The following is a 23,658-nucleotide window of genomic DNA, read 5'->3' on the forward strand; positions in this document are numbered from 1 at the left end:
GTCGACTAGATTTTGTGCATGGAATGAAATATGTCCTCATGTTGAATTTTAATAGAAACTCCGATTTCCTCAGCAGCTTTATCCAGCCTTTCCTTCAGTTTTTGAAAATTTATATCCATTAAGGTTAAATCCACCAACATTATCATGGTGAAGTAGTCCTGCAGCAGGGTCTGGTTAATATCTAAAATATTCACCTGACTTTCCTCCAAAACCGATGTTACTCGATAAATGATGCCAATTTTGTCCTTTCCGATTACAGTAATAAATGCCTTCATTAATCATACTCCTCTCCTGGGTTAATAATAGTAATAAAAAAAGAGACTAAGCGATTGTAGTCTCTGGAGAAGTGAATTTATATTTTACATGAAAGGAAGAATTTTAACTGCATAAAAATACAGTCAAAAAATCCATCATGAATCAATAAAAATCCCCTGTCCTTTTACCTGAGAGTTTCACCAGCGTGGCTGGCTTTCCCCTTCGGTGCTCCTTTGAGTCTCTCCAGAGGCTCGTCCAATAACGGTTTTTATCCCACTATCTTCATCCGGCTTGATGAAATTTTATTAATATAGATTTTAACATAGCATACTAATAAAATGCAAATATAAATTTAATCATTATCGGGAAAGAACAAATTGAAACTTAGTTCTGGCAATCATAAGTAACCTGAGAAAAACCTGAATTAATTGACTAAAGGTAATAATCTTGCTAAACTAGCTTTGTACAATAATTTGGAAGGCCCATATAGGAAGGTCTGTAAGCAGGTGTAGAATCCTAGTGACCTATGCATATTATGATTATAGACGCCAATGAAAATTTCTGGGAGGGAAGGAGCTTATTAATGCGTGAGGTTAAAGTAAAATCGGTAATACCTATCTACAGTATCGGAGCCGCCTGGCTTTTGTACATACTGATATTTCCCTTGTATCGATGGTTTGATTTTGTAGTTGCAGCCATCATGTCGGCTCTGGTATATGCTATTTTCTCAAAATTAATTCCGCCTAAGGTGACAATGGTTGAGGAGCCAATTGATACAGGGAATCAGGAATTAGATGAGGCCCTGACGGCCGGGAAAGAATATATTAAAGAGCTAAGGGGCTTACAGCAATCAATTGTAAACAGTGATATGAAACAAAAAATACAAGGAATAGAAGGGGTATCAGGAAAAATACTAACCTTTATAGAAAAGCACCCCAACAAGGTTCGACAGGTAAGACAGCTAATTAACTATTATCTGCCAACAACTATTAAGCTGATTAAAAATTATATTGAATTTGAAAAGCAGACCGCCGGCGGGGGCCATGTAGCCGATGCCATGGAAAAAATATCGGGAATTCTTGATAAGGTCACTGAGGCCTTTAATAGAATGCTGGATGACCTTTACTCAGATAAGGCCATGGATGCCACGATAGAAATAGAAGTATTGGAAAAAATGATTCAACAGGAGGGACTAGAGATGAACCCCTTCCAAAACAGACAATAGATGAGGGGGGAGCGGAGTGGATCATAATCAAAATTATTTCCAATCTAAAATAACACCTCTTAACGCTTTAGAACAGGATCAGGAATTTAAGGAGCTGACATCCCAGGAACAGTCAATGGTGAAGGAGTACGTTCAGAAAATTGATTTTACTGATTCAGTACAAATTTTACAGTATGGTAGTGGGGTCCAGCGCAGAATTGCCGATTTCTCTGATAATGCCCTTGATCATGTTCATAACAAGGCTATGGTCAGGGTAGAAGAACTGATTACCAGGCTGTTGGAAGCCTTGAAGGATTTTTCAGCCTACCAGGGTCCAAAGGGAGTCTTTAGCTGGTTTAATCGGACTAAAAGGCAGAAGCTTGATTTAATGAATCGTTATCGAGAGGTGGAAAGGAATATAGATGAAATAGCAGAAATATTGGAGGCCCAGCGAATTAGCCTAATGAAGGATATAACCCTTTTTAATAAAATGCAGAAAAAAAACCTTGACTATTATAAGGAATTGACAATGTACATTCTGGCGGGTCGAGAAAGGCTTAGACAGGTTCTAACAGAGGAGCTGCCGCTAATTCAGGAAAGGGCTCAAAAAACTGAAGCCCAGGAGGACATTAACGAAGCCCATCAGCTGGCCGCCCTTTGTGAACAATTTGATAAAAAGCTATACGATTTGGAGCTTTCAAGGGCTGTAAGCAGGCAGATGGGCCCCCAGCTAAGACTGTTACAAAACAGTGACAGTGCCATTGTCGATAAGATTCAATCCTCTTTGGTTAACACCATTCCTCTATGGAAAAATCAAATGATGATGGCCCTGGGGCTGGCCCATTCCAGAGAGGCCTTAAATACCCAGAGGAATATGGCCAATGCCACCAGGCAAATCCTCACTGAAAACACCCGGGCTTTGAAAAATACACACTATGAGGATAAAGAGGGGGTTGATTTAGACACTCTGAAGGAAACCAATGAAAGCCTAATTGAAACCCTAGACAGCCTTTTAACTGTTCAGCAAAGCTGTACTGAAGAAAAACTTAAGGCAGAGGCGGCCCTGGGGCAAATTGGGGCCGAGCTTAGGAATAAACAATAGAGAATAAGAACGATAAAGGAATAGGAGAAGATAGTATGGAATTTTTTCAAAGACGAAAAAATGCCCAAATTCTGACGACTATTATTGTTATCTTTACCATTTTGATTGGCTTTCGAAGCTCTATGGGCAAATTGAGGACCCAGGCAGAAAGCATATTTTACTTAGGTGAAGAACAGAATGGTGTAGGCATTCAGCAGGATTTAGAGGCCATTATGGCAGAATGCTATAATTTGACGGTGGTGGCGGGCCGTTATTTGGAAAAGGATGATGCCCGGATTCAAGCCGTAATGGATAAAAGAGAGGCCTTGTCTCAGGCTAAGACCCCAGATACTAAGTATGATGCCGTCCAGGAGCTTATTTTCTCATCTGAGGAGCTATACAGGGCTTTGGAGCCATTGCCCCTGTCGGATCGGGATCAGGGCTATCGTAATGGATTCCTGGCGGAGATAAATTCCCGACAGCTAATTATTGAAAGAAGCAGCTATAATGAATATGCCATAGCCTATAATAAGAAACTAAAGGCCTTTCCTGCCAATATTTTAAAAATCGTTACTTCTGTAGCTCCCCTTGAGCTATATGAGTAGTAAGGAGGATGTATGATTAAAAAAACCATTAAACCTATTGTTTGTACGATTATCTTTGCTCTATGCTTAACGCTGTTTACCTTTGGGCAAGGTGCCTTTCCCGAGGCCACTACAGAGTTTTACGTTAATGATTTTGCCAATGTTATTGACAAAGCCTCTGAGGAGCTGATGATCTATAACGGAAATCTTTTGAATCAAATAAATGGTGCCCAGATTGTAATGGTTACGGTGGATTTTACCGGGGGAGTCTCTATGGAGGAATATGCCACAGAGCTGTTTAACCGCTGGGAAATCGGAGACGCAGCAAAAAATAATGGCCTGCTTATTGTGATGTCAATTGGAGACGATGATTACTGGGCGGTTCAGGGGCGGGGCCTTGAGGCTACCCTAAGCAGTGGTAAGATTTCACAAATCCTTGGTGAATACCTGGAGCCCGACTTTGCAGTAGGGAACTATGACCGGGGAGCCCTAGAGGTCTACGCTGCCTTTATTGATGTGCTGGGTGGTACATGGAGTGATAATATTGGTGAGGCCCAAGGGGTTGGGAGCTATGTTTTTGACCATGCCGAGGTGATAGGAAACGACACAAGTAATTCGATCAATCAGGAAAGTACAGCCTATCAAAGGACAAAGGGTGCTGGTGTTTATGTCATGACAGTCAATACCACCGGAAATGAGCATATCCAGGATTATGCCTATCGTATGTTTGATGATATCGGGGCAGGGCCCAGGGATGTACTGCTGCTGATGTCAATAGGCGATGACGATTACTGGATGGTGACCGGAAGGGATATTGAAGGAAGCTTAACCAGTAATAGAGTACAAAACATTCTTGATTCAAATCTTGAGCCCTATTTTGCCAGACAAAATTATGATCAGGGGGCAGGGGAAACTGCCAATGCCCTGTATGGATTCTTTGACAATCATCTCAAAAATTTAGCTACACCAGGGCAGCCCAATCAACCGCAGCCTTCGCAGACAGGAAATAGCTCGGGGGGCGGCTTTATTACCTTTATTGTTATGATTTTCTTCTTAATTATCATAATTGTCCTGGTTACGCAAACCCGAGGAGCCTATTACAGAAGAAGATATGGAATTCCCTTTAACCCCTTTAGTCGTCGTCGAATTAGACGCTATGGTCCTGGGGGCTATTGGGGGCATTATGGCCCGCCACCGCCAGGGGGAGGCTACTGGTATAATGGTCGATGGAATACGACCCCCAGACCCCCAAGAACCTTTGGTAATAACACAGGAAGAACCAATGGTGGCAGTAACGCAGGCCTGGGAGGTGGTGCCGGACGCTCCACCTCAAATCAAAGAAATACTACGCCCAAGCCCAGATCTGGGGGCTTCTGGGGTAGCAGCAGCGGTGGTGGTGGCTCAACCCGTGGGGGCGGTGCCGGTCGTTCTACCTCTAGTCTATTTGGAGGCTCAAGCTCATCCAGCAGGAGCAGTAGACCATCCTCAGGCCGTTCTTCCTTTGGCGGGGGAAGGTCCTTCGGTGGAGGCAGATCCTTTGGAGGCGGCGGCTCAACTAGGGGCGGCGGTGCAGGAAGAAAGCGATAATAGCAAAAAACCTCAAACAAATCATTAACAAATCCAGTCCAACGACCGCACAAAAAGACAGGTAATCAACAATACTCATTGGTAAAATGGAATCAAGGAGTGAGGCATATGACAATGGTAGAGGCTTTACAAAGGGCAATAGATTATATAGAAAATCACCTGCAGGATGAAATTACAATTGAAGGGATTGCTAGACAGGCCCACCTTTCGAGCTTTCACTTTCAGCGGCTGTTTATGATCTTAACCGATATGACAGTGGCTGAATATGTAAGAAGGCGCAGGCTGACCCTGGCCGCCCAAGAGTTGATCAGCTCGGACTGTAAGGTGATTGACCTAGCCCTTAAATATGGATATGACACTCCTGAGGCCTTTTCCAAAGCCTTTCGTAAGCATCATGGAATTACTCCCACTGAAGCACGAAGGGGCAAGGGAAGGCTGGAATCCTATAATCGCCTGAGTATTCAGGTAAACTTGAAAGGAGCGGAACCAATGAAGTATCGTATTGTTGAAAAAGAAAGCTTTGAGGTAGTGGGTAGAAAGCAGACGGTTTCCTTTGATGATATGGGTGAAGCCATTAGCAGGTTTTGGAACCAGCTTAATCAAGACGGCACAGTGGAACAACTGGTAAGGTTAAACAATGGAGAAATCAAAGGAGTAATGGGCCTAAGTGCAGACTATAATACAGAAGAAAACAAAATGGATTACTGGATCGCAGTGGAATCTACCCTAAAGCCTGGGGAGGATTTTGAAGTATTAATGCAGCCTGCCTCCAAATGGGCGGTATTTGAAGTGAGGGGCCCAGTTCCCGATAGTATCAGTAGGGCTTGGAAGCAAATCTTTTCAGAATGGTTTCCATCAAACGGCTACGAACACACAGGGGGCGATTCCTTCGAAGTTTATATCAGTGAGGATCCAACCCAGAACGATTCCTATATGGAAATCTGGATTCCAGTAAAATAGTACATTTTTCAATAACAGAACTATCTAAAGCCAATTGCAAATAAGAGTCAACTATGCTAGTATAAAAGAGTAAAATTAAATAATTACTAAAAAGCACAGGGGGGCTGGAATGGCCAGCTGAGATTAAGAACCGTATTTCTTTGACCCTAATTACCTGAACTAGATAATACTAGCGTAGGGAGTTGTTTATTGGCATAATGCTGTTGAAGAAATATTGATATGCTTATGTTTTAAACACCAATCCTATGGGTTGGTGTTTTTTTATACAGTAAAACATAACTGTTAGGATTAAGATGAACTTGAAAGGAAGTGGCAAAATGAATTACACAACCCAAATGGATGCAGCCCGTAAGGGAATCGTTACAAAGGAGATGACAATTGTAGCAGAAAAGGAGCAAATGGAGGTGGAAATTCTTCGAGAGCTGATGGCAGAAGGTAAAATTGTTATTCCTGCCAACAAAAACCACCATGGCCTTAGCCCCGAGGGAGTTGGCCAGGGCCTCAGGACAAAAATCAACGTCAACCTGGGAATTTCTAAAGACTGTGTCAACATAGACATGGAAATGGAAAAGGTTAAAACAGCCATTGATATGAAGGCCGAGGCTATCATGGATTTAAGCTCCTATGGTAAGACCGAAGCATTTAGACGGGCCTTGATTGATCTGTCACCGGCCATGATTGGAACGGTACCTATTTACGATGCAGTGGGGTTTTACGATAAGGAGTTAAAGGATATAACAGCGGAAGAATTTCTTAAGGTGGTGGAAAAGCACGCAATTGACGGAATTGACTTTATGACAATCCATGCTGGAATCAATCGAGAAGCCGCCCGGGTATTTAAGCGAAATCCTCGGCTGACCAATATTGTTTCCAGGGGTGGTTCATTACTGTACGCCTGGATGGAATTAAATAACAAAGAGAATCCCTTTTATGAATACTATGATCAGGTATTGGATATTTGTGCCAAATATGATGTTACCATCAGTCTGGGGGATGCCTGCCGGCCCGGTAGCATACATGATGCCACTGATGCCAGTCAAATTAAAGAGCTTATTACCCTGGGAGAGCTTACCAAAAGAGCCTGGGAAAAAAATGTACAGGTTATGATTGAAGGGCCAGGCCATATGGCGCTGAATGAAATTGCCGCTAATATGCTGCTGGAAAAAAGGCTTTGCCATGGAGCCCCCTTCTATGTGCTGGGGCCCCTGGTGACGGATGTTGCACCAGGCTATGACCATATTACCAGCGCCATTGGAGGAGCTGTTGCCGCCGCCAATGGAGCCGATTTTTTATGTTATGTAACCCCGGCTGAGCATTTACGGCTGCCTAATCTTGAAGATATGAGGGAGGGAATTATTGCTGCCAAAATTGCGGCTCATGCTGCTGATATTGCGAAGGATATAAAGGGAGCCAGGGAATGGGATAACAAAATGAGCAGGGCAAGGCAAGCCCTTGATTGGAATACTATGTTTGAACTGGCAATCGACCCTGAAAAGGCTAGAAGATACAGGGAAGAATCGACCCCAGAGCACGAAGATACCTGCACGATGTGTGGTAAAATGTGTGCCATGAGGAATATGAACAAGGTAATGGCAGGGAAAAACATCAACATATTAAGGGAAGAAGACTAGTACCACTATTGGGGAATTTGACTACGATAGCCCCTTAATTTAGAGGCTAGGTATTAGCTCTCGCCTGAACCTGGTATCAAGAAGGTCCCTAAGATCCTTTCAGAATGAAATGGGTTTTAGGGACTAAAATTTTTAATTAATAACCATTGACACCCCTAAATGAATACTGTATAATCATACAAAATAAGTTCAAATTCGATGACTGGAAAGAGTAGATAAGCAGCGATGGCCAAGCGAGTCGGGGATGGTGGAAGCCTGATGCAAAGGTGCTTATGGAATGGCTCCAGGAGAAGCAGTGGGAAATCCTTATGGAGAGTATCATGAAGCCGTAGGCCTCACGTTATAGAGGCAGGGTATCGAAAACAAGGCTTTGTTTTCCGTACCTGGAAAAGTGAGATAGATTACATCTGTCTAAGCTAGGTGGCAACGCGGAATGATAACATTTCGTCCTATAATTAGGATGAAATGTTTATTTTTTTGTATCAAAGAGCTTAGGAAGATGGGTGTAACTGTCTAATTTGGGTGGTACCGCGGAGTAAAGAGTATTCCGTCCCTTTTTTAGGGATGGCATGCTCTTTTTTTATTATATAGAAAGGGGGGATTTGGCAAAATGACTTAAATATGACGGTCAGCTCTTGGAAATGAGAAGTACCCTTTAGTCATTAGTAAACAGATAGTGGACGATCGGTAAAGTTAAGAAAAAGAAATAGAATAAGGGAGGAAAAGAAAATGAAGAAAAAGACATTACCCATAAGATTCGGTAGATTTGGCGGCCAGTACGTACCTGAAACTCTGATGGATGCTTTAAATGATCTGGAGCAGGAATTCCTAGCTGCCAGAGAGGATGTAGAATTTATCAAGGAATATCAATATTATGTCAGGGAATACTCCGGCAGGCCTACACCGCTATACTATGCCCAAAACCTGACCAAAGCCCTGGGGGGTGGGAAAGTCTATTTAAAAAGGGAGGATTTAAATCACACAGGAGCTCACAAAATTAATAATGTCATTGGCCAAGTGCTATTGGCAAAAAGAATGGGGAAAAAGCGAATTATTGCCGAGACCGGAGCAGGCCAGCATGGGGTGGCGACTGCCACCATTTGTGCCATGTTTGATTTACCCTGTGAGATCTACATGGGAAAGGAGGACGTGGTGCGGCAGTCTTTGAATGTATTAAAAATGGAGCTGTTGGGGGCCAAAGTTAACAGTGTATCCTCAGGAACCGCCACCCTGAATGATGCCGTTGATGAGGCCATTCAAGACTGGATTGTCAATTCAGAGGACACCTTTTATCTCCTTGGGTCAGTGGTGGGGCCTCATCCCTATCCCACCATCGTTAGGGATTTTCAGCGAATTATTGGGGACGAAGTGAGGGTACAAATCCTTGAAAAGGAAGGGCGCTTGCCGGATTATTTGATTGCCTGCGTAGGGGGCGGAAGCAATGCAATGGGACTTTTTTACCCCTTTAAGGAAGAATTAGCAGTTAAGCTGATCGGGGTAGAGGCAGCAGGGAAGGGAATCAATACCAGTGAACATGCAGCTACCCTCACCAAGGGTTCGGTAGGAGTGATCCATGGTATGATGACCTATTTGTTGCAGGATCAACAGGGTCAGGTTATGCCAGTTCACTCTATTTCATCAGGGCTTGATTACCCCGGTGTAGGGCCGGAGCACGCCTTTTTCCATGAGACAAAAAGGGGGATTTATGAAAGTGTGACGGATGATGAAGCTATGGAGGCACTACAGTATCTAACTCAGAAGGAAGGGATTATTCCAGCCCTTGAAAGTGCCCATGCCATTGCCCATTTAATGAAGCTGGCGCCTCAAACCAAGCAAGAGGAGATTATTGTAGTGAATTTATCGGGCAGGGGAGATAAGGATATGAATACAGTACACCAATATTTAGGGGGTAAAGTCCCCAAAAAGGTATGAAATGAAAGGCATCAATTATAATGCCAAGGCACCTATTCTTTGTCTCCAGGTTTGATAAATATTTCAAGGATTTCAAGGGGGAATCTATCTAATTATAAGAGTCTAAGTTTTCAGGATGTTAAATTTATGGTATGTTTATGCATAATATTCCATACCATTAAATGCTTAGATGATAAATTATATTTATCCTTAAAAATAAGTAATGACCGCCTGAAAAGACGGTCTTTACTATTTTGAGAGTAGATAAATAAAGAAAGAATTAAAATTTAAAATCTTTTACTTTAGTAAATTGGTTTTGAGGTAATACTATATACTAAATCCAATATTAAGTTCAATTTTCCCCGACGGAGTTTCAAAATCAATTGTCAAGGCTTCTTGAGGATCAATATCGGCAGCCTTCATTACAATGGCGGGTGGACTAATTTGCAGTGTTAATCCAGCAGATGTCAGCATGGTGGAAGCCATACCTGCAATCATGCTTGATAGCTCTCCAATGGCACTTTTAGTCATTTCCTCTGTGGGAGCCATCCCCATCATCATGGCTGAGGCTATATTACTTGCAGTATTCTGGGGCATGGATAGGGCTATGTTGCCCTTTAGATCACCCTTTAAGGCAATTATTGTAGAAAGATCAGAATCAACATAAAAACTGCTTTTTTTAGTCATATTCCCCCTTTTAATATTCATAATGCCTAACTGTTCCAAAGTTTTAGTGAAGGCCTCGAGAAAGGGATTAATATATTTAACTTCCATAAAATTCTCCAATCTATTTCATTTTCAAAAAGCCATGGCGGTCAGCTGATCGTATACAATACAGCAGGGGTTTTAATCCTTAAAATAGCTTTCCTTGGCATGTAAATCATCAATTAGCTGCAAAATTTTGATACGTTGATAAGCCATAAACTCTAATTCTCTTGTACTGATCTGTTCCTTGTGGCTTTCAATCCTTGCATCTAGTTGATTAACCACTGTCATTAAGTCATTAACTGCTTGCATGCTTAACATATTTTCAGCTCCTTTCAATATATTACTATATTCGTCTCTTTTTATAAACAACTTAATACTTTTAGTATAATATGACTATGAAAAATGAATAGTTTGAACTAGTAACTGCAGCACTAATATACCCGGTTCAATTGTTATCACACCCTATTACTTGAAAAAAATTGCTAAAAATTGCAGATAGGAGGATGATAACCAGCCTTTGATAAATTTTTACTTGTATTTTAATGAATGTGGGTGTACAATCTGTATATATATTCTAATTTTACTTATAAATAAAAGGTTGCATATTTTAAAGATGTGTAGTAAAATAGGTATAGAAAATTCAGAAATTCAAATTTAATAAGCTGACAGGCAGTGTATAAGGGCAATGGGGTCCAGTTAAATTAGCTTACGCTGTCGGTAAAATGACTATTTGGTCTTGCGAGCAAAGGCGTTCTCAAGTTTTATTCGAGAACGCCTTTTTATATTTTTGCTTAAACAAATTATGATTCAAGGGGGACTTGATATGAGCAGTGAAAAACAATCAATCAGCGAAATTTTTGGGGCCAATGTGTTTAATGATGCCGTTATGAGGCAGCGAATACCCAAAAACATCTATAAGGCATTACGTAAAACCATTGATCTTGGTGAAGAACTAGACCCTGCCGTTGCCGAGGTTGTCGCCAATGCCATGAAGGATTGGGCCATCGAAAAGGGAGCCACCCATTTTACCCATTGGTTCCAGCCTATGACCAGCTTCACCGCTGAAAAGCATGATTCTTTTATTTCGCCTACCGCAGACGGGAAGGTCATTATGGAGTTTTCTGGCAAGGAATTAATTAAGGGTGAGCCGGACGCCTCCTCTTTTCCTTCCGGTGGAATTCGAGCAACCTTTGAAGCCAGAGGGTATACGGCCTGGGATTGTACCTCACCGGCCTTTATTAAAGAAGACACCCTCTGTATTCCAACGGCCTTCTGTTCCTATACGGGTGAGGCCCTGGATAAAAAAACACCCCTGCTGCGATCCATGGAAGCCCTTTCAAAGCAGGCGGTTCGTGTCTTAAAATTATTCGGGAATAATACCTCCAAAAAGGTTATCACGACGGTAGGGGCCGAGCAGGAGTATTTTCTAATTGAAAAGGAATTCTTTAAAAAGCGGAAAGATTTAGTATATACCGGCAGAACCCTCTTTGGTGCCATGCCACCAAAGGGGCAGGAGCTTGAGGACCACTACTTTGGCAGCATTAAGGAAAGAATTGCAGCCTATATGAAGGAGCTGGATGCAGAATTATGGAAGCTTGGTGTAACCGCTAAAACAAGACATAACGAGGTGGCACCTGCACAGCATGAGCTAGCACCAATTTTTACTTCAACTAATATTGCAGCAGACCATAATCAGCTTATTATGGATACTATGAAAAAGGTAGCCAATCGTCAAGGCCTGGTGTGCCTGTTGCATGAAAAGCCCTTTGCTGGGGTCAATGGTTCAGGAAAGCATAATAACTGGTCGATGAGTACCGACGATGGAATTAACCTATTGGAGCCAGGCACTACTCCCCATGAAAATGCACAGTTTTTAGTATTTTTAGCAGCTATCATTAAGGCGGTGGATGTTCATGCCGATTTACTTCGTCTGTCGGCAGCTAATGCGGGCAACGACCACAGATTAGGCGCCAACGAGGCACCACCGGCAATAATCTCTATCTTTCTGGGGGAACAATTAACCGATATATTGGAGCAGATTAAAAATGGTCCTGCCACCTCATCTAAACAGGGTGGCCTGATGAAAATAGGTGTTTCCACCCTGCCGGCCCTACCAAAGGATGCTACTGACCGGAACAGAACATCTCCCTTTGCCTTCACCGGTAATAAATTTGAATTTAGAATGGTTCCTTCCTCTGCATCAATTTCTGGCCCCAACGTTGTGCTTAATACCATTGTGGCTGACGTCTTATCGGAAATTGCAGATCAATTGGAGGGGGCAACAGATTTCAATGCTGGTGTTCAACAATTGCTTCAAGATATTGTCAAGCACCATGACAGAATTATATTTAACGGAAATGGCTATTCCAGTGAATGGGTAGAAGAGGCAGCTAAACGAGGTTTACCGAATATTCCTTCAACGATAGCCGCCATTCCAGCCCTAACCTCTGAAAAATCCGTCAAGCTATTTACAAAGCATGGGGTTTTTAGTGAAGTAGAACTGCACTCCAGATATGAAATACTCTTAGAGGAATATTCAAAGCAAATTAATATTGAAGCAAGAACCATGATCGAAATGGGTAAAAGACAAATGATGCCTGCTGCCATTAAATATGCAACAAATTTGGCTGCTTCTGTCAATACCGTTAAAGCTGCTGATGTCAATGCAGATGTGACTGTTCAAGCAGATTTACTTGCTGAGGTGTCAAGCCTGTTGGCTGCATTTAAAGAAAAATTGGTGGCCCTGGAAGCTGTAACGGAAAAAGCCGCCTCAATAGAGGAAGATGCCTTGATTCAGGCAACCTTTTATCGAGAGTCAGTTTTTACAGCTATGGGAGCATTAAGAATCGTTGGGGATCAAATTGAAACACTGGTGGATGAGGCCCTATGGCCGATGCCTACCTATGGGGAGTTGTTGTTTCAAATATAAATAAAGGAAAAAGGATACCAAGGCCCAAAAGAGCTGTGGTATCCTTTTAAATTTTAGACTCTGCGTCACTTAAATGGAAAGTAAGGCCTGGGAAAAAATTAAATTGCTTGAAGACTAAGGTTGATCTGGATTAACGTATTTTGAAAAGCTAATGATTTGCCCCCGGTGTTGAATAATAGCCGGGTTAATGGGATAATCCTTTAGCTTTTCTGCAAAGCTCTGAGTAATCGTGTATTGATCTGAAAAGTGCATAGGAATTAATAGTTTAGGATGAAGGGTTTGGGCCAGGTAAAGGCCCCCCAGATAAAAGTATTCCTCTAAACGGGGATCAACAGGTGAAAAAGCAATATCAATTTCCTCCTTGATTTTATCAATCTCCCCCTTATAGTCCAATTCCTCCTTCAGCTGCTGTTCCCTGGTAAAGCTCTTCCAGTGCCACCAGTTTAAATCACCCGCATGGAAGATACTTAGGTCATCGACACGAACAAAATAAGATACACCCCGATCGGTACTGCCATAGCTTTTAATTTCAACACCATTTAATTGAAGGGTTTCGTAGGGAGCCATCGAGTAGTAGTTTTCCTTTCCATCAACAGTAATATCGTAGCCCAATATATATTGGATTTTAGGATTAATGGCTTCCCACTTAAAAATGAGTGGGTGATAATGATCGCTATGTCCATGGCTGACAAAAACAAAGATCTGCTTATCGGTTGTCAGTTCTTTTTCAGTTATAACGCCGTTTTCCAGACTACGGGGCAATGAAGCATCGGGTTCATCCTGATAGTAGTCAAAAATTAAAAAGTAGTTAGGTGTTTCTACAGCGTAGCTGCTATGATAAAGTTGGTGAATTTTAGCTTCGATTTTTTTCATTGACAAACCCCCTTATTAATTATATTTTTGTAATTACCCCTTAAAAGAGTATTTTAACAGCTAGTTTTTTAATAGCTTCATTCTTCAATAAGTTAAAAGCCCTGGTATGAAGGCAGTATGTATTACGCCTTTAAACCAGGGCATATTTTTAAAGTGTTATTAATCCTTATACCTTTGGTATATTTCTGCCATAGAAAATTTCAGCCATTTCCTTTTTGAGCCGCTGCTTAATCTTTTTCTTTTCACCGGGCTGAAGCTCTTTTTTGGTGATGCCGAAAAGATAGTTGTCCAGGTCAAATTCCTTTAAAATCATCTTTGTGTGGAATATATTTTCCTGATACACATTGACATCAACCATCTGGTAGCGATTACGGGTTTCGCTGGAAATGTAATTCTGTATGGAGTTGATCTTATGATCAATAAAGAATTTCTTACCTGCAACATCACGAGTAAAGCCCCTTACACGGTAATCAATATACATAATGTCTGAATCAAAGCTGTGAATTAAATAATTCAATGCCTTTAGAGGTGAAATATGACCACAGGTTGAAACATCAATGTCAGCCCGAAAGGTACTGATTCCCTCATCTGGATGACTTTCCGGGTAGGTGTGAACAGTAATATGGCTTTTATCAAGATGGGCTACTACGCCGTCGGGTAAAGGACCAGGGGCCTCGCTATCAGCATCGGGATGGGTTTCTGGGGAAGCCACCAGGCCCTCCGATACCAGCATGGTAACACTAGCCCCCTGGGGGTCGTAGTCCTGCTTGGCAATATTTAAAATGTTGGCGCCGATAATATTGGCAACATTGGTTAATATATTTGTAAGCCGCTCTGCATTATATTGCTCGTCAATATACTCTATATAATTTTTACGGTCCTCAACGGTTTTTGCATAACAAATATCATACATGTTAAAACTTAGGGTCTTAGTTAAGTTGTTGAAACCATAAAGCTTTAATTTTTTTACAGGTTTTATTTCCATCGTCTACTGTATGACCTCCCTTTCCTGTGCGTTTGCACGAAGTTATATTGTTCTTATTATTCCTTGCGTTTTCAATTATAAACCTAAGAAGAAAATATATCAATAGTTATGTAAAATAAGAATTAATCTGACGTTATTTTTTTGTTCAATACATAGGCGGGTTATATGTAGCTTAATTAAAAATTTATGATATAATCACTCTATGATTATTTTTGGAGGTGAAGATCATGTCATTAAACATTGTATTATTGGAGCCGGAAATCCCTCAAAATACAGGAAATATTGCAAGAACCTGCGTGGTAACCAATTCCATTTTGCATATTATAGGGCCTACTGGATTTTCAATGGACGAAAAGCATCTTAAAAGGGCGGGGTTAGATTATTGGGACCTGTTGGATTTAAGATACTATGAAAGCTATCAGGAGTTTTGTGAAAAAAATCCTTCTAATACGATTTACTATGCCACCACAAAGACAAGAAAGAAATATTCAGATGTAGCCTTTCCCCAAAATTGTTATATTATGTTTGGCAAAGAGACAGCAGGAATTCCTGAAGATATATTAGAACAAAATGAAGAGACCTGTATTAGGGTTCCCATGCTGAATATAGAAAGGGCCCGGTCCTTAAACTTGTCAAATTCAGTGGCAATCGTTGCCTACGAGGTATTAAGGCAATGGGGCTTTCCGCAAATGATTTAAAATTTCCGAATTATTTACTTAGCGACGTTGATTCGATCAAGGTCGCTTATTTATTTTTTTGCTCTGTTTTATAATAGGCATAGTAAAAGTGAGTGTTAATTTCAGAAACTTTACATTCAGAATTGACATCAAAAAACAGAGGTGATATAATCAAAAACAACCACAAACAATCATAAACAATCGAGTTTTGTTTAAATAATAATCATAAACCATCGTCCCGGGGAGGATTCAATATGTTTGCTGAAGAAAGAAAAACTAAAATATTAGAAATACTGGAGAAGAGCCAGCGAATCGAAGTAAGCGATCTGGTGGAGATTTTAGGGGTCTCCGAATCTACAATTAGAAGGGATTTACAGGATTTAGAGCAGAGCGGTCTTCTAAAAAGAACCCATGGAGGTGCCGTAAAGGCAGAAAACACTTCCAGTGAGCCGACTATGGACGAAAAAGAACTGGATCATCTGGAGGAGAAGAAGGAAATCGGTGAAATTGCAGCAAGCCTTATTAATGATAAGGATACCATATTGCTGGATTCAGGAACCACTACGCTGCAAATTGCAAAATCCATCAAGGCCCAAGGAGTAATCGTACTGACCAACTCCATTTTGATTGCTCTGGAACTTGCTAAAAATAAAGAGGCAGAGGTTATTTTAACAGGGGGGGAATTAAGAAAAGAGACTATGTCCATTGTGGGTTCCTCTGCTGATGAATTTATTCAGGGCCTTCGGGTTGATAAGGCCTTTATCGGAACCAATGGAATAAGCCTTAAAGAAGGGTGCACAACGCCTAATTTGAAGGAGGCAAATACAAAAAAACAAATGATTCAAGTGGCAAAGGCAGTTTATATTGTAGCCGATCGAAGCAAATTTGGAAAAATATCCTTTGCACAATTTATGAAGCCTCAAAAAATTGAGCAGATTATTACAGATCATCTGATCAGCCCGGAGCTTATCGCCCAGTATGAATCCCATAACATTAAGTTAATAAGTAGCTTAGGAGGGGAAATATGATTACTACGGTTACTTTGAATCCAGCGGTGGATAAAACAATTCTTATCGAGAATTTTCAACTGGGTAGAGTCAATCGAATTGAAGAAGGCAGACAGGACCCAGGAGGAAAAGGGATTAATGTTTCAAAGGTGGTTGCATCCCTGGGGCATAAAACCCTGGCCACGGGTCTGATAGGAGGAAGAAATGGTCAATGGATCAATGAATCACTCTTGAAACGGGGAATTGAAACGGATTTTGTATGGGTAGAGCAGGAGACTAGAACAAATATAAAAATAGTAGACCTGGTCAGCAATCAGTATACAGATATTAATGACAGGGGATACGAAGTTGAGCATAATTCGTTGGAGCACTTATTTGAAAAAATAACCTATTGGGCAAGGCTAAGCAAGGTAATGGTACTTTCAGGAAGTCTACCTGAGGGGGTTTCTGAGGATATCTATCAAAAATTGATTGAGATAAGCGAAAAAAATGGTTGTAAAACCATACTAGACACTGCGGGTTCTGCATTAATTAATGGAATCAAGGCTGGTCCCCACATGATTAAACCAAATATTCATGAACTGGAAAGCTCCCTAAAGGTTCAAATTAAAAACCAGAAGGATATCCTACAATGTGCAAAGCATTTCCTAAAAAAAGGGGTAAAGCTGGTGGTGGTTTCCCTAGGAGAAAAAGGAGCATTACTTGTTTCAGAGGATTTGATTTTAGAGGCTGAGGCTATTCCCACAAGGGTTAAAGGTACAGTGGGTGCCGGCGATTCAATGGTGGGAGCCTTTGCTGTGGGCCTGATGGAGGGTTATTCAATGGAAGAAATGCTGAAGCTGGCCATTGCAGCGGCTACTGTTAGTGTTAAGGAAGGAAAACTATATCATGACGTATACGAAATAAATCGGTTGAAAGAAACTATTGTCATCAACAAAATTAATTAGGGGTAGGGAAGAAGAGTAAGGGCCCTTTTAAAGATAATAAAAAGTAGGCTGAAAGAGGGGGGATAATTTAGAAAAAAGGGGGCTATCCTTTGTGAAAATAATCATGAAGGATAGCTTTTTATTTACTTTTATCATTAAAATGACTATAATGACTATAAGATGGAAATATTTAAGAAATATTTAATAATTACAGAGGCGTAAGCAGGAAATATGGCTTTCTCTATTGAATTTCGTTATTATTAATAGAATTAGGGGGTAAGGTAATGAGGAGCATACAAATTATAACAGACAGTATGACAGATATGCCTAAAGAATTGATAGAAGCCTATGATATTGAAGTAATTCCCTTGACTGTTCACTTTGGTGAGTCAGAATATAGAGATGGAGTAGATTTAAGTCATGAAGAATTTTACGGAAAGCTGATGGACGCCGGTGAATTGCCAAAAACCTCCCAGGTAACACCCTACACCTTCGAGGAAGCCTTTAAAAAGCATTTAGATATGGGGAAGGATGTTTTGTGTATCAATGGCTCCTCAAGGGCCAGCGGAACCCATCAGTCTGCCCTGGTGGCTAAAAATCAGCTGGAAAATAACCATATTCACGTATTCGATACCATGGGGCTCTGCTTTGGTGCCGGTTTCTTTGTCTATGAGGCGGCCAAACTGGCAAAGGAAGGAAAATCCTGCGAGGAAATTATTACTGTTCTGGAAGGAATGCTTGGAAAGGTTGATCACATTTTTACTGTTGATACAATGGAATACCTTAAGCGAGGAGGCAGGCTGAACCCCATGAAGGCGATTATTGGGGGACTTTTGAATTTAAAGCCCATTTTAACGGTTAATGAAGGTTTGGTGGAACCTCTGGATAAGGTAAGGGGCAGCAAAAAGGTCATTGGAAAAATGATCGAGCTGGCTAAGGAACGGGGCGGAGACTTTTCGCAGAAATCCCTGGCCATAGCCCATGCCATCAATCCGGAACAGGCTGCTTTGCTAAAGGAGCGTATCATAGAGGAGCTTAATCCTAAGGAAATTATTGTTACTGAAATTGGCTGTACCATTGGAACCCACGCAGGGCCGGGTACGCTGTCAATCTTCTATCAAAAAAAATAGACAGAAAAGAAAATTTCAGGTATGCTACATAGGGTATTAAAGGCAGAGATTATTTGTGGCAATGGCCATTGTCATAAATAACTCTGTTTTTATTTCAATTTTTTTAAAAATTTCCTGAATAATGTACATCCTTTCTGGGCATCTAAGAACCAGGGGTATTGCTTCCCCAATTCATTTGTCGTTTTGCAGTCTGTGACTGATAGAAATTTTATTTATTTAAAGGAGTGGAATACATGGAAAAGATTTATGATGTAGTTGTGATTGGTTCTGGGCCCGCCGGCCTGTCGGCGGGGCTTTATGCAGCAAGGGCTAAAATGACTACATTAATATTGGAAAAGTCAAAGGTGGGCGGGCAGGTTTCCTCCACCGAAGAAGTAGCCAATTATCCAGGTTCAATAGAGAACCCCACAGGCCCATCACTGGTTGCCAGAATGGTGGAGCAATGTAAGGACTTCGGTGCGGTTCTGGAGCAGGACCATATACTGGAAGTAAAGCAGGAGGATCAAATCAAGGTGCTAAAGGGTCAAAAAGATACCTATTATGCCCGGTCGATAATTGTTGCCCCAGGTTCAAAACCAAAGCTAATGGGTGTTCCAGGGGAACAAGAATTTACCGGAAAAGGTGTCTCCTATTGTGCTACCTGCGATGCAGATTTTTTTACGGATTTAGAGGTTTTTGTCATTGGTGGTGGAGATGCAGCGGTGGAAGAGGCCCTGTTTATTACGAGATTTGCAAGAAAGGTGACGATTGTCCATAGAAGGGATCAGCTGGCGGCGGCAAAAACCATCCAGGAAAAGGCCTTCAAGCACGATAAAATTCATTTTATGTGGAACAGTACTGTGGCCGAGATAAAAGGTGAAGGTATTGTAGAAGCTATAGTTTTTAAGAATACCAAGACTGGCGAGTTAACGGAGTATAAGGCAAGTGAGGAGGATGGCACCATGGGGGTATTTGTATTTGTAGGAAATGAACCCCAAACAGAAATCTTTAAAGGCTTGCTGGATATGGACGAAAGGGGTTATTTAATAACCGACTCTGATATGAGAACCAATGTCCCAGGAATTTTTGCAGCGGGGGATTGCCGTGTGAAATCCCTAAGACAGGTGGTAACAGCCGTCTCTGATGGGGCAATAGCTGCTGTACAGGCGGAAAAATACATTGAAGCTACATTCCACGAATAGAAAAACTCTTATTTTGAAGGTCCTTACCTGGTGGTAGGGCTTTCTTTTTTATTGGTCTAAAAATAGCTGGCTAAAATAAAATGATAGTAGACAAGCTGAAGGAAATGATTAGGAAATTTTTAACAATGCAATTTTTATGCCAGAATCGTCAATTTTTACATAAATACTTTATTATTTTTTCTCGAAATGATATAATAGCCTTAAGAAATTCCAAAAGTAAGGGTGATATTAATGAGAATGGGCTATAATCTTCAATTGGAGCAATCTCAGAAATTAATCATGACACCGCAATTACAACAGGCGATCAAGATTTTACAGCTAAACTCACTGGAGCTGGATCAATTTATACAAGCACAAATGGAGACGAATCCATTCTTGGAATTCAGTGAGGGCAGCGAAGGCGACGAAGAAAGGCAAACCGAAGACAATCGGTTAAAGGAAATTGACTGGAAGGAGTATTCAGAGGACTATCGAAATACTCGAGATGATTTCAATAGCTATCAAGGCTCAACTGAAAACGATTTCACCTATGAGAGCTTTGTATCGGCCAGGCTATCGTTACAGGATTACCTGATGTCTCAATTTCAGCTGATTCTCCCTAATAGTAAAATTTTTAAAGATATTGGGGAATACATTATCTATAGCTTGGATGAAAACGGTTATTTAAATATACCGTTAGCAGAGATTGCAACAGAATTCAATACTAAGATGAGTATTGTCGAGGGAGTCCTGAGTTTGGTGCAATCCCTTGATCCACCCGGGGTGGGGGCACGAAATCTTAGGGAATGTCTTATGATTCAAATTGAACAGCTGGGCGTTCATTGTCGATATACCCGTCGCATTGTTGAGGAGTATCTGGAAGAAATTGCCCAAAATAAATATCCCATGGTAGCAAAAAAGCTTGGGATACCTGTGGAAGAAGTTCAAAAAATATGTGACTTTATACGAACCCTTGAGCCCAAACCGGGAAGAAAGTTTTCTACAGCCAATCACAGTTATATTGTACCCGATGTAGTGGTGAAAAAGATTGGCAATGAATACGTAATCATTATTAACGAGCACTATGGGCCAAGATTAATGATTCGGGAGGATTATCGAAGAATACTGGCAAATAAGGGCGATTCTGAAACTGTCAAGTACATTAACGATAAGCTTAATGCTGCCACCTGGTTAATTAAAAGCATTGAACAGCGCCGGCAAACGATTTATAAGGTCGTGGAAAAAATACTTGAAAAGCAACGGGACTTCTTTGATGCAGGGAAAAAATATTTAAAGCCCATGACATTAAAGGAAATTGCAGATGAGATAGAGGTTCATGAATCCACCGTTAGTCGAGCTACAAATGGAAAATATATGGAAACTCCTGTAGGAACCTTTGAATTAAAATACTTTTTTACCAGCGGCATAGAAGGTGAAGATGGCGAAGGGATTTCTGCCGAAAGTGTAAAGAGCTTTATTAAGGAAATCATCGAGGCGGAGAACCCTAAAAAGCCCCTGAGCGACAGTAAAATTGGTGAAATATTATCGAAAAAGGGAATGACCATTTCTCGCAGAACCGTTGCAAAATACCGGGACGATTTACAAATCCCGGCTTCATCAAAAAGAAAGAGATTTTAAGCCATTGTAATCATTTTAATTATTTATAACTAGCCATATATATGAACCCTCCTGGTCGATATTGTCAGGGGGGTTATCTACTATATTAAACGACATAATTTGACCCGTTTAATAAAATGATTAAAGAATTTTTTCCCAAAGCTGCTTGCTTCCAAGAAAAATCTATTATATAATGAATTTAAAGAAGTACATATTTTTTTGTTCTAACAGGGACATATTTTGCATATGCGGGACAAAAAAAGTCCCCACGAGGAGTGGAGTAGGGATGAATGAGATTATTCAGGTTCAAAAGAAAATTATTCCCGAAGCTTTTACAATGCTGGAAGAACGCTATGAAATACTACGAAATATCGGAATGCTCGAGCCAATTGGCAGAAGGGCCCTGGCAAATCGCCTTCAAATAGGTGAAAGAATTGTTAGAAGTGAAGTAGAGTTTTTAAAAAAGCAAGGGTTAATCGACGTTAATGCAGCGGGCATGATGATTACCAGCCAAGGTGAAAAAATTATTGATCAGCTGAAGGAATTTATTTTTGATCTAAGGGGAATAAATGATTTACAGGAGGCATTAAAAAAGCGACTACAGATTAAAGAAGTTTATGTGGTACCAGGAAATTTAGAAGCTGATGAATATGTTTTAAATGATATTTCCAATAGAACTTCTCGAATATTAGAAGATTTTATTGAGGAAAATAGTACTATTGGTGTAACAGGTGGGACAACAATGGCCGCGGTGGTCAAGCATTTGTCCCAGCAGGGTAAGGAAAAGAATATTTTAGTGGTTCCTGCCCGGGGTGGACTGGGTAAAAAGGTTGAAAGCCAGGCCAATTCCATTGCTGCCACCATGGCATCAAAGCTGAAGGGAAATTATCATTTGCTTCATGCCTCCGACACCTTAAGTCAGGAAGCCCTGGAGAGTATTTTACAAGATCCCGAAATTAAACGCATCAAGGAAATTTTAAAAAAGGTTAATCTAGTTATATTCGGAATTGGTAGAGCCGATGAAATGGCTCGAAGAAGAGAATTGTCTGACGAAGTGGTGAAGCTCTTAACGGATCGAGGGGCTGTGGCCGAGGCCTTTGGTTATTATTTCAATAAAGAGGGTAAAATTATTTATGAAATGAAAACCATTGGCATTAGCTTTGAGGACTTTCAAAGAGTTCCCGTTACCATCGGCGTGGCAGGAGGCCCCCATAAGGCAGAGGCCATTGTTGCCATCAGTCGCCTTAAACAGGACATGATCTTGGTTACCGATGAAGGAGCCGCCAGGGAAATATTAAAGAGCAATTAATTTTTTTATAAAAAATAAATGATTTATTATTAAACAGGAGGGAATTGTATGAGTGTAAAAGTTGCAATTAATGGTTTTGGTAGAATTGGTAGAAATGCATTTAAAGTGGCTGTAGAAAAGGAAAGGGATTGGGAAATTGTTGCAATCAATGATTTAACTGATCCAAAGACCTTGGCCCATTTACTTAGATATGACAGCTTATATGGCCGCTTTGCAGGTGAAGTAGAGGCAAAGGAAAACGCCATCATTGTAAACGGCAAGGAAATCAAAATTTTTGCTGAAAGAGACCCTGAAAATCTTCCTTGGAAGGAACTAGGTGTTGACATTGTTATTGAATCAACAGGAATTTTCAGAAGCAAAGATAAAGCCATGAAGCACATCAATGCCGGTGCAAAAAAGGTTATTATCAGTGCCCCAGCCAAAAAAGAAGATTTAACAATTGTTATGGGAGTAAATGAAGATCAATATGATCCTCAAAACCATCATGTACTTTCTAATGCTTCCTGTACAACCAACTGCCTGGCTCCCTTTGCCAAGGTAATTGACGAAAAATTTGGTATTAAGAAGGGGTTAATGACAACAATCCATGCCTTCACCAATGACCAAAGAATTTTAGATCTTCCCCATGATGATTTAAGAAGAGCCAGAGCTGCATCACAATCAATTATTCCTACTACAACAGGGGCAGCAGAGGCAGTTTCCCTTGTATTGCCACAATTAAAGGGTAAGCTCAGCGGAATGGCCATGAGAGTTCCTACTCCAACTGTTTCAGTGGTAGACCTTGTGGTAGAAACAGAAAAAAATACGACTAAGGAAGAGGTTAATGCAGCCCTGAAGGCAGCGGCCGAGGGTGAATTAAAGGGAATTTTACACTTCTCAGATGAGCCTTTAGTATCTATGGACTTCAAGCAAGATCCCCATTCCTCAATCATCGATGGCCTATCTACAGCAGTAATGGGTGACAATATGGTTAAAATTATTGCATGGTATGACAATGAGTGGGGTTATTCAGTAAGGGTAGTTGACTTAGTATCCTTTGTTGTTTCTAAAGGACTGTAGAATAAATCCATTGCTTTAATGTAAATCCGGGCAAAAGCTCCCAGGATGTTAAAAAGTTCGGTTTT

21 protein-coding genes and 2 riboswitches are annotated in these 23,658 nt (G+C 40.9%); of the genes, 16 read left to right on the forward strand and 5 right to left on the reverse strand.

Annotated features, from left to right (window positions below; translation table 11 throughout):
* Positions 1-5: 5 nt before the first annotated feature.
* Positions 6-275, reverse strand: coding sequence for an ACT domain-containing protein (locus ACYQ1I_RS14090; RefSeq protein WP_459766403.1), 270 nt, complete (start codon positions 273-275; stop codon positions 6-8).
* Positions 276-421: 146 nt separating this feature from the next.
* Positions 422-512, reverse strand: a riboswitch (glycine riboswitch).
* A 326-nt stretch (positions 513-838) separates the two neighbouring features.
* Between ACYQ1I_RS14090 and ACYQ1I_RS14095 the strand changes: the two genes are divergently transcribed.
* From ACYQ1I_RS14095 to trpB, 7 genes are all read left to right on the forward strand, one after another.
* Entirely contained in the window at positions 839-1,480 is a 642-nt protein-coding gene (locus ACYQ1I_RS14095; protein WP_459766405.1) for a 5-bromo-4-chloroindolyl phosphate hydrolysis family protein, read from the forward strand.
* A 16-nt stretch (positions 1,481-1,496) separates the two neighbouring features.
* Positions 1,497-2,561 carry a toxic anion resistance protein gene (locus ACYQ1I_RS14100; RefSeq protein ID WP_459766407.1) on the forward strand — a complete coding sequence of 355 codons (1,065 nt, stop codon included), beginning with the start codon at positions 1,497-1,499 and terminating at the stop codon, positions 2,559-2,561.
* A 35-nt stretch (positions 2,562-2,596) separates the two neighbouring features.
* Positions 2,597-3,145: a LemA family protein gene (locus ACYQ1I_RS14105; RefSeq protein ID WP_459766409.1), complete on the forward strand. Its 549-nt coding sequence runs from the start codon at positions 2,597-2,599 to the stop codon at positions 3,143-3,145.
* A gap of 12 nt (positions 3,146-3,157) precedes the next feature.
* On the forward strand, positions 3,158-4,711 hold the full coding sequence (locus ACYQ1I_RS14110) for a TPM domain-containing protein (protein ID WP_459766411.1): 1,554 nt from the start codon (positions 3,158-3,160) through the stop codon (positions 4,709-4,711).
* 108 nt (positions 4,712-4,819) lie between these two features.
* Entirely contained in the window at positions 4,820-5,671 is an 852-nt protein-coding gene (locus tag ACYQ1I_RS14115; protein ID WP_459766413.1) for a GyrI-like domain-containing protein, read from the forward strand.
* A gap of 87 nt (positions 5,672-5,758) precedes the next feature.
* Positions 5,759-5,870: riboswitch (TPP riboswitch) on the forward strand.
* 118 nt (positions 5,871-5,988) lie between these two features.
* Positions 5,989-7,302: a phosphomethylpyrimidine synthase ThiC gene (thiC, locus tag ACYQ1I_RS14120; RefSeq protein WP_459766415.1), complete on the forward strand. Its 1,314-nt coding sequence runs from the start codon at positions 5,989-5,991 to the stop codon at positions 7,300-7,302.
* A 729-nt stretch (positions 7,303-8,031) separates the two neighbouring features.
* Positions 8,032-9,234: a tryptophan synthase subunit beta gene (gene trpB, locus ACYQ1I_RS14125; RefSeq protein WP_459766417.1), complete on the forward strand. Its 1,203-nt coding sequence runs from the start codon at positions 8,032-8,034 to the stop codon at positions 9,232-9,234.
* 306 nt (positions 9,235-9,540) lie between these two features.
* Here trpB and ACYQ1I_RS14130 read toward each other — a convergent pair whose 3' ends face one another.
* Positions 9,541-9,987: a chemotaxis protein CheX gene (locus ACYQ1I_RS14130; protein ID WP_459766419.1), complete on the reverse strand. Its 447-nt coding sequence runs from the start codon at positions 9,985-9,987 to the stop codon at positions 9,541-9,543.
* A gap of 72 nt (positions 9,988-10,059) precedes the next feature.
* Positions 10,060-10,239, reverse strand: coding sequence for a hypothetical protein (locus ACYQ1I_RS14135; protein WP_459766420.1), 180 nt, complete (start codon positions 10,237-10,239; stop codon positions 10,060-10,062).
* Positions 10,240-10,744: 505 nt separating this feature from the next.
* On the opposite strand from ACYQ1I_RS14135, the gene ACYQ1I_RS14140 reads away from it, so the two are divergent.
* Positions 10,745-12,850: a glutamine synthetase III family protein gene (locus tag ACYQ1I_RS14140; protein WP_459766422.1), complete on the forward strand. Its 2,106-nt coding sequence runs from the start codon at positions 10,745-10,747 to the stop codon at positions 12,848-12,850.
* Between the two features lie 114 nt (positions 12,851-12,964).
* Here ACYQ1I_RS14140 and ACYQ1I_RS14145 read toward each other — a convergent pair whose 3' ends face one another.
* Both ACYQ1I_RS14145 and speD read right to left on the reverse strand, forming a co-directional pair.
* Positions 12,965-13,723 carry an MBL fold metallo-hydrolase gene (locus tag ACYQ1I_RS14145; protein ID WP_459766424.1) on the reverse strand — a complete coding sequence of 253 codons (759 nt, stop codon included), beginning with the start codon at positions 13,721-13,723 and terminating at the stop codon, positions 12,965-12,967.
* Between the two features lie 166 nt (positions 13,724-13,889).
* The gene (gene speD, locus ACYQ1I_RS14150) at positions 13,890-14,708 is read right to left on the reverse strand and encodes an adenosylmethionine decarboxylase (protein WP_459766426.1); all 819 of its coding nucleotides are present in this window, start codon (positions 14,706-14,708) and stop codon (positions 13,890-13,892) included.
* Between the two features lie 227 nt (positions 14,709-14,935).
* Between speD and ACYQ1I_RS14155 the strand changes: the two genes are divergently transcribed.
* The 8 genes from ACYQ1I_RS14155 (at position 14,936) to gap (ending at position 23,593) form a co-directional block, all read left to right on the forward strand.
* Entirely contained in the window at positions 14,936-15,406 is a 471-nt protein-coding gene (locus ACYQ1I_RS14155; protein ID WP_459766427.1) for a tRNA (cytidine(34)-2'-O)-methyltransferase, read from the forward strand.
* Between the two features lie 233 nt (positions 15,407-15,639).
* On the forward strand, positions 15,640-16,413 hold the full coding sequence (locus tag ACYQ1I_RS14160) for a DeoR/GlpR family DNA-binding transcription regulator (RefSeq protein ID WP_459766429.1): 774 nt from the start codon (positions 15,640-15,642) through the stop codon (positions 16,411-16,413).
* Positions 16,410-17,339: a 1-phosphofructokinase gene (pfkB, locus tag ACYQ1I_RS14165; protein WP_459766431.1), complete on the forward strand. Its 930-nt coding sequence runs from the start codon at positions 16,410-16,412 to the stop codon at positions 17,337-17,339. The genes ACYQ1I_RS14160 and pfkB overlap by 4 nt, the downstream gene beginning before the upstream one ends.
* A 263-nt stretch (positions 17,340-17,602) precedes the next feature.
* On the forward strand, positions 17,603-18,448 hold the full coding sequence (locus tag ACYQ1I_RS14170) for a DegV family protein (RefSeq protein WP_459766433.1): 846 nt from the start codon (positions 17,603-17,605) through the stop codon (positions 18,446-18,448).
* 233 nt (positions 18,449-18,681) lie between these two features.
* Positions 18,682-19,629, forward strand: a complete 948-nt coding sequence (gene trxB, locus ACYQ1I_RS14175; RefSeq protein WP_459766435.1) for a thioredoxin-disulfide reductase — start codon at positions 18,682-18,684, stop codon at positions 19,627-19,629.
* A gap of 231 nt (positions 19,630-19,860) precedes the next feature.
* Complete coding sequence (gene rpoN, locus ACYQ1I_RS14180) at positions 19,861-21,246, forward strand: RNA polymerase factor sigma-54 (protein WP_459766437.1); 1,386 nt, start codon at positions 19,861-19,863, stop codon at positions 21,244-21,246.
* 265 nt (positions 21,247-21,511) lie between these two features.
* Positions 21,512-22,534 (forward strand): sugar-binding transcriptional regulator, encoded by a 1,023-nt coding sequence (locus ACYQ1I_RS14185; RefSeq protein ID WP_459766439.1) that lies wholly within the window; start codon positions 21,512-21,514, stop codon positions 22,532-22,534.
* 48 nt (positions 22,535-22,582) lie between these two features.
* Positions 22,583-23,593: a type I glyceraldehyde-3-phosphate dehydrogenase gene (gene gap, locus ACYQ1I_RS14190; protein ID WP_459766441.1), complete on the forward strand. Its 1,011-nt coding sequence runs from the start codon at positions 22,583-22,585 to the stop codon at positions 23,591-23,593.
* Positions 23,594-23,658 lie beyond the last annotated feature (65 nt).

This window comes from Alkaliphilus crotonatoxidans (genome assembly GCF_054658015.1).

Coding starts and splice junctions, on each gene's coding strand:
- ACYQ1I_RS14140 (WP_459766422.1), top strand. CDS start 10,745: ATGAGCAGTGAAAAACAATCAATCAGCGAAATTTTTGGGGCCAATGTG.
- thiC (WP_459766415.1), top strand. CDS start 5,989: ATGAATTACACAACCCAAATGGATGCAGCCCGTAAGGGAATCGTTACA.
- ACYQ1I_RS14115 (WP_459766413.1), top strand. CDS start 4,820: ATGACAATGGTAGAGGCTTTACAAAGGGCAATAGATTATATAGAAAAT.
- ACYQ1I_RS14130 (WP_459766419.1), bottom strand. CDS start 9,987: ATGGAAGTTAAATATATTAATCCCTTTCTCGAGGCCTTCACTAAAACT.
- pfkB (WP_459766431.1), top strand. CDS start 16,410: ATGATTACTACGGTTACTTTGAATCCAGCGGTGGATAAAACAATTCTT.
- ACYQ1I_RS14105 (WP_459766409.1), top strand. CDS start 2,597: ATGGAATTTTTTCAAAGACGAAAAAATGCCCAAATTCTGACGACTATT.
- speD (WP_459766426.1), bottom strand. CDS start 14,708: ATGGAAATAAAACCTGTAAAAAAATTAAAGCTTTATGGTTTCAACAAC.
- trxB (WP_459766435.1), top strand. CDS start 18,682: ATGGAAAAGATTTATGATGTAGTTGTGATTGGTTCTGGGCCCGCCGGC.
- ACYQ1I_RS14185 (WP_459766439.1), top strand. CDS start 21,512: ATGAATGAGATTATTCAGGTTCAAAAGAAAATTATTCCCGAAGCTTTT.
- rpoN (WP_459766437.1), top strand. CDS start 19,861: ATGAGAATGGGCTATAATCTTCAATTGGAGCAATCTCAGAAATTAATC.
- gap (WP_459766441.1), top strand. CDS start 22,583: ATGAGTGTAAAAGTTGCAATTAATGGTTTTGGTAGAATTGGTAGAAAT.
- ACYQ1I_RS14155 (WP_459766427.1), top strand. CDS start 14,936: ATGTCATTAAACATTGTATTATTGGAGCCGGAAATCCCTCAAAATACA.
- ACYQ1I_RS14110 (WP_459766411.1), top strand. CDS start 3,158: ATGATTAAAAAAACCATTAAACCTATTGTTTGTACGATTATCTTTGCT.
- ACYQ1I_RS14135 (WP_459766420.1), bottom strand. CDS start 10,239: ATGTTAAGCATGCAAGCAGTTAATGACTTAATGACAGTGGTTAATCAA.
- trpB (WP_459766417.1), top strand. CDS start 8,032: ATGAAGAAAAAGACATTACCCATAAGATTCGGTAGATTTGGCGGCCAG.
- ACYQ1I_RS14090 (WP_459766403.1), bottom strand. CDS start 275: ATGAAGGCATTTATTACTGTAATCGGAAAGGACAAAATTGGCATCATT.
- ACYQ1I_RS14145 (WP_459766424.1), bottom strand. CDS start 13,723: ATGAAAAAAATCGAAGCTAAAATTCACCAACTTTATCATAGCAGCTAC.
- ACYQ1I_RS14170 (WP_459766433.1), top strand. CDS start 17,603: ATGAGGAGCATACAAATTATAACAGACAGTATGACAGATATGCCTAAA.
- ACYQ1I_RS14095 (WP_459766405.1), top strand. CDS start 839: ATGCGTGAGGTTAAAGTAAAATCGGTAATACCTATCTACAGTATCGGA.
- ACYQ1I_RS14160 (WP_459766429.1), top strand. CDS start 15,640: ATGTTTGCTGAAGAAAGAAAAACTAAAATATTAGAAATACTGGAGAAG.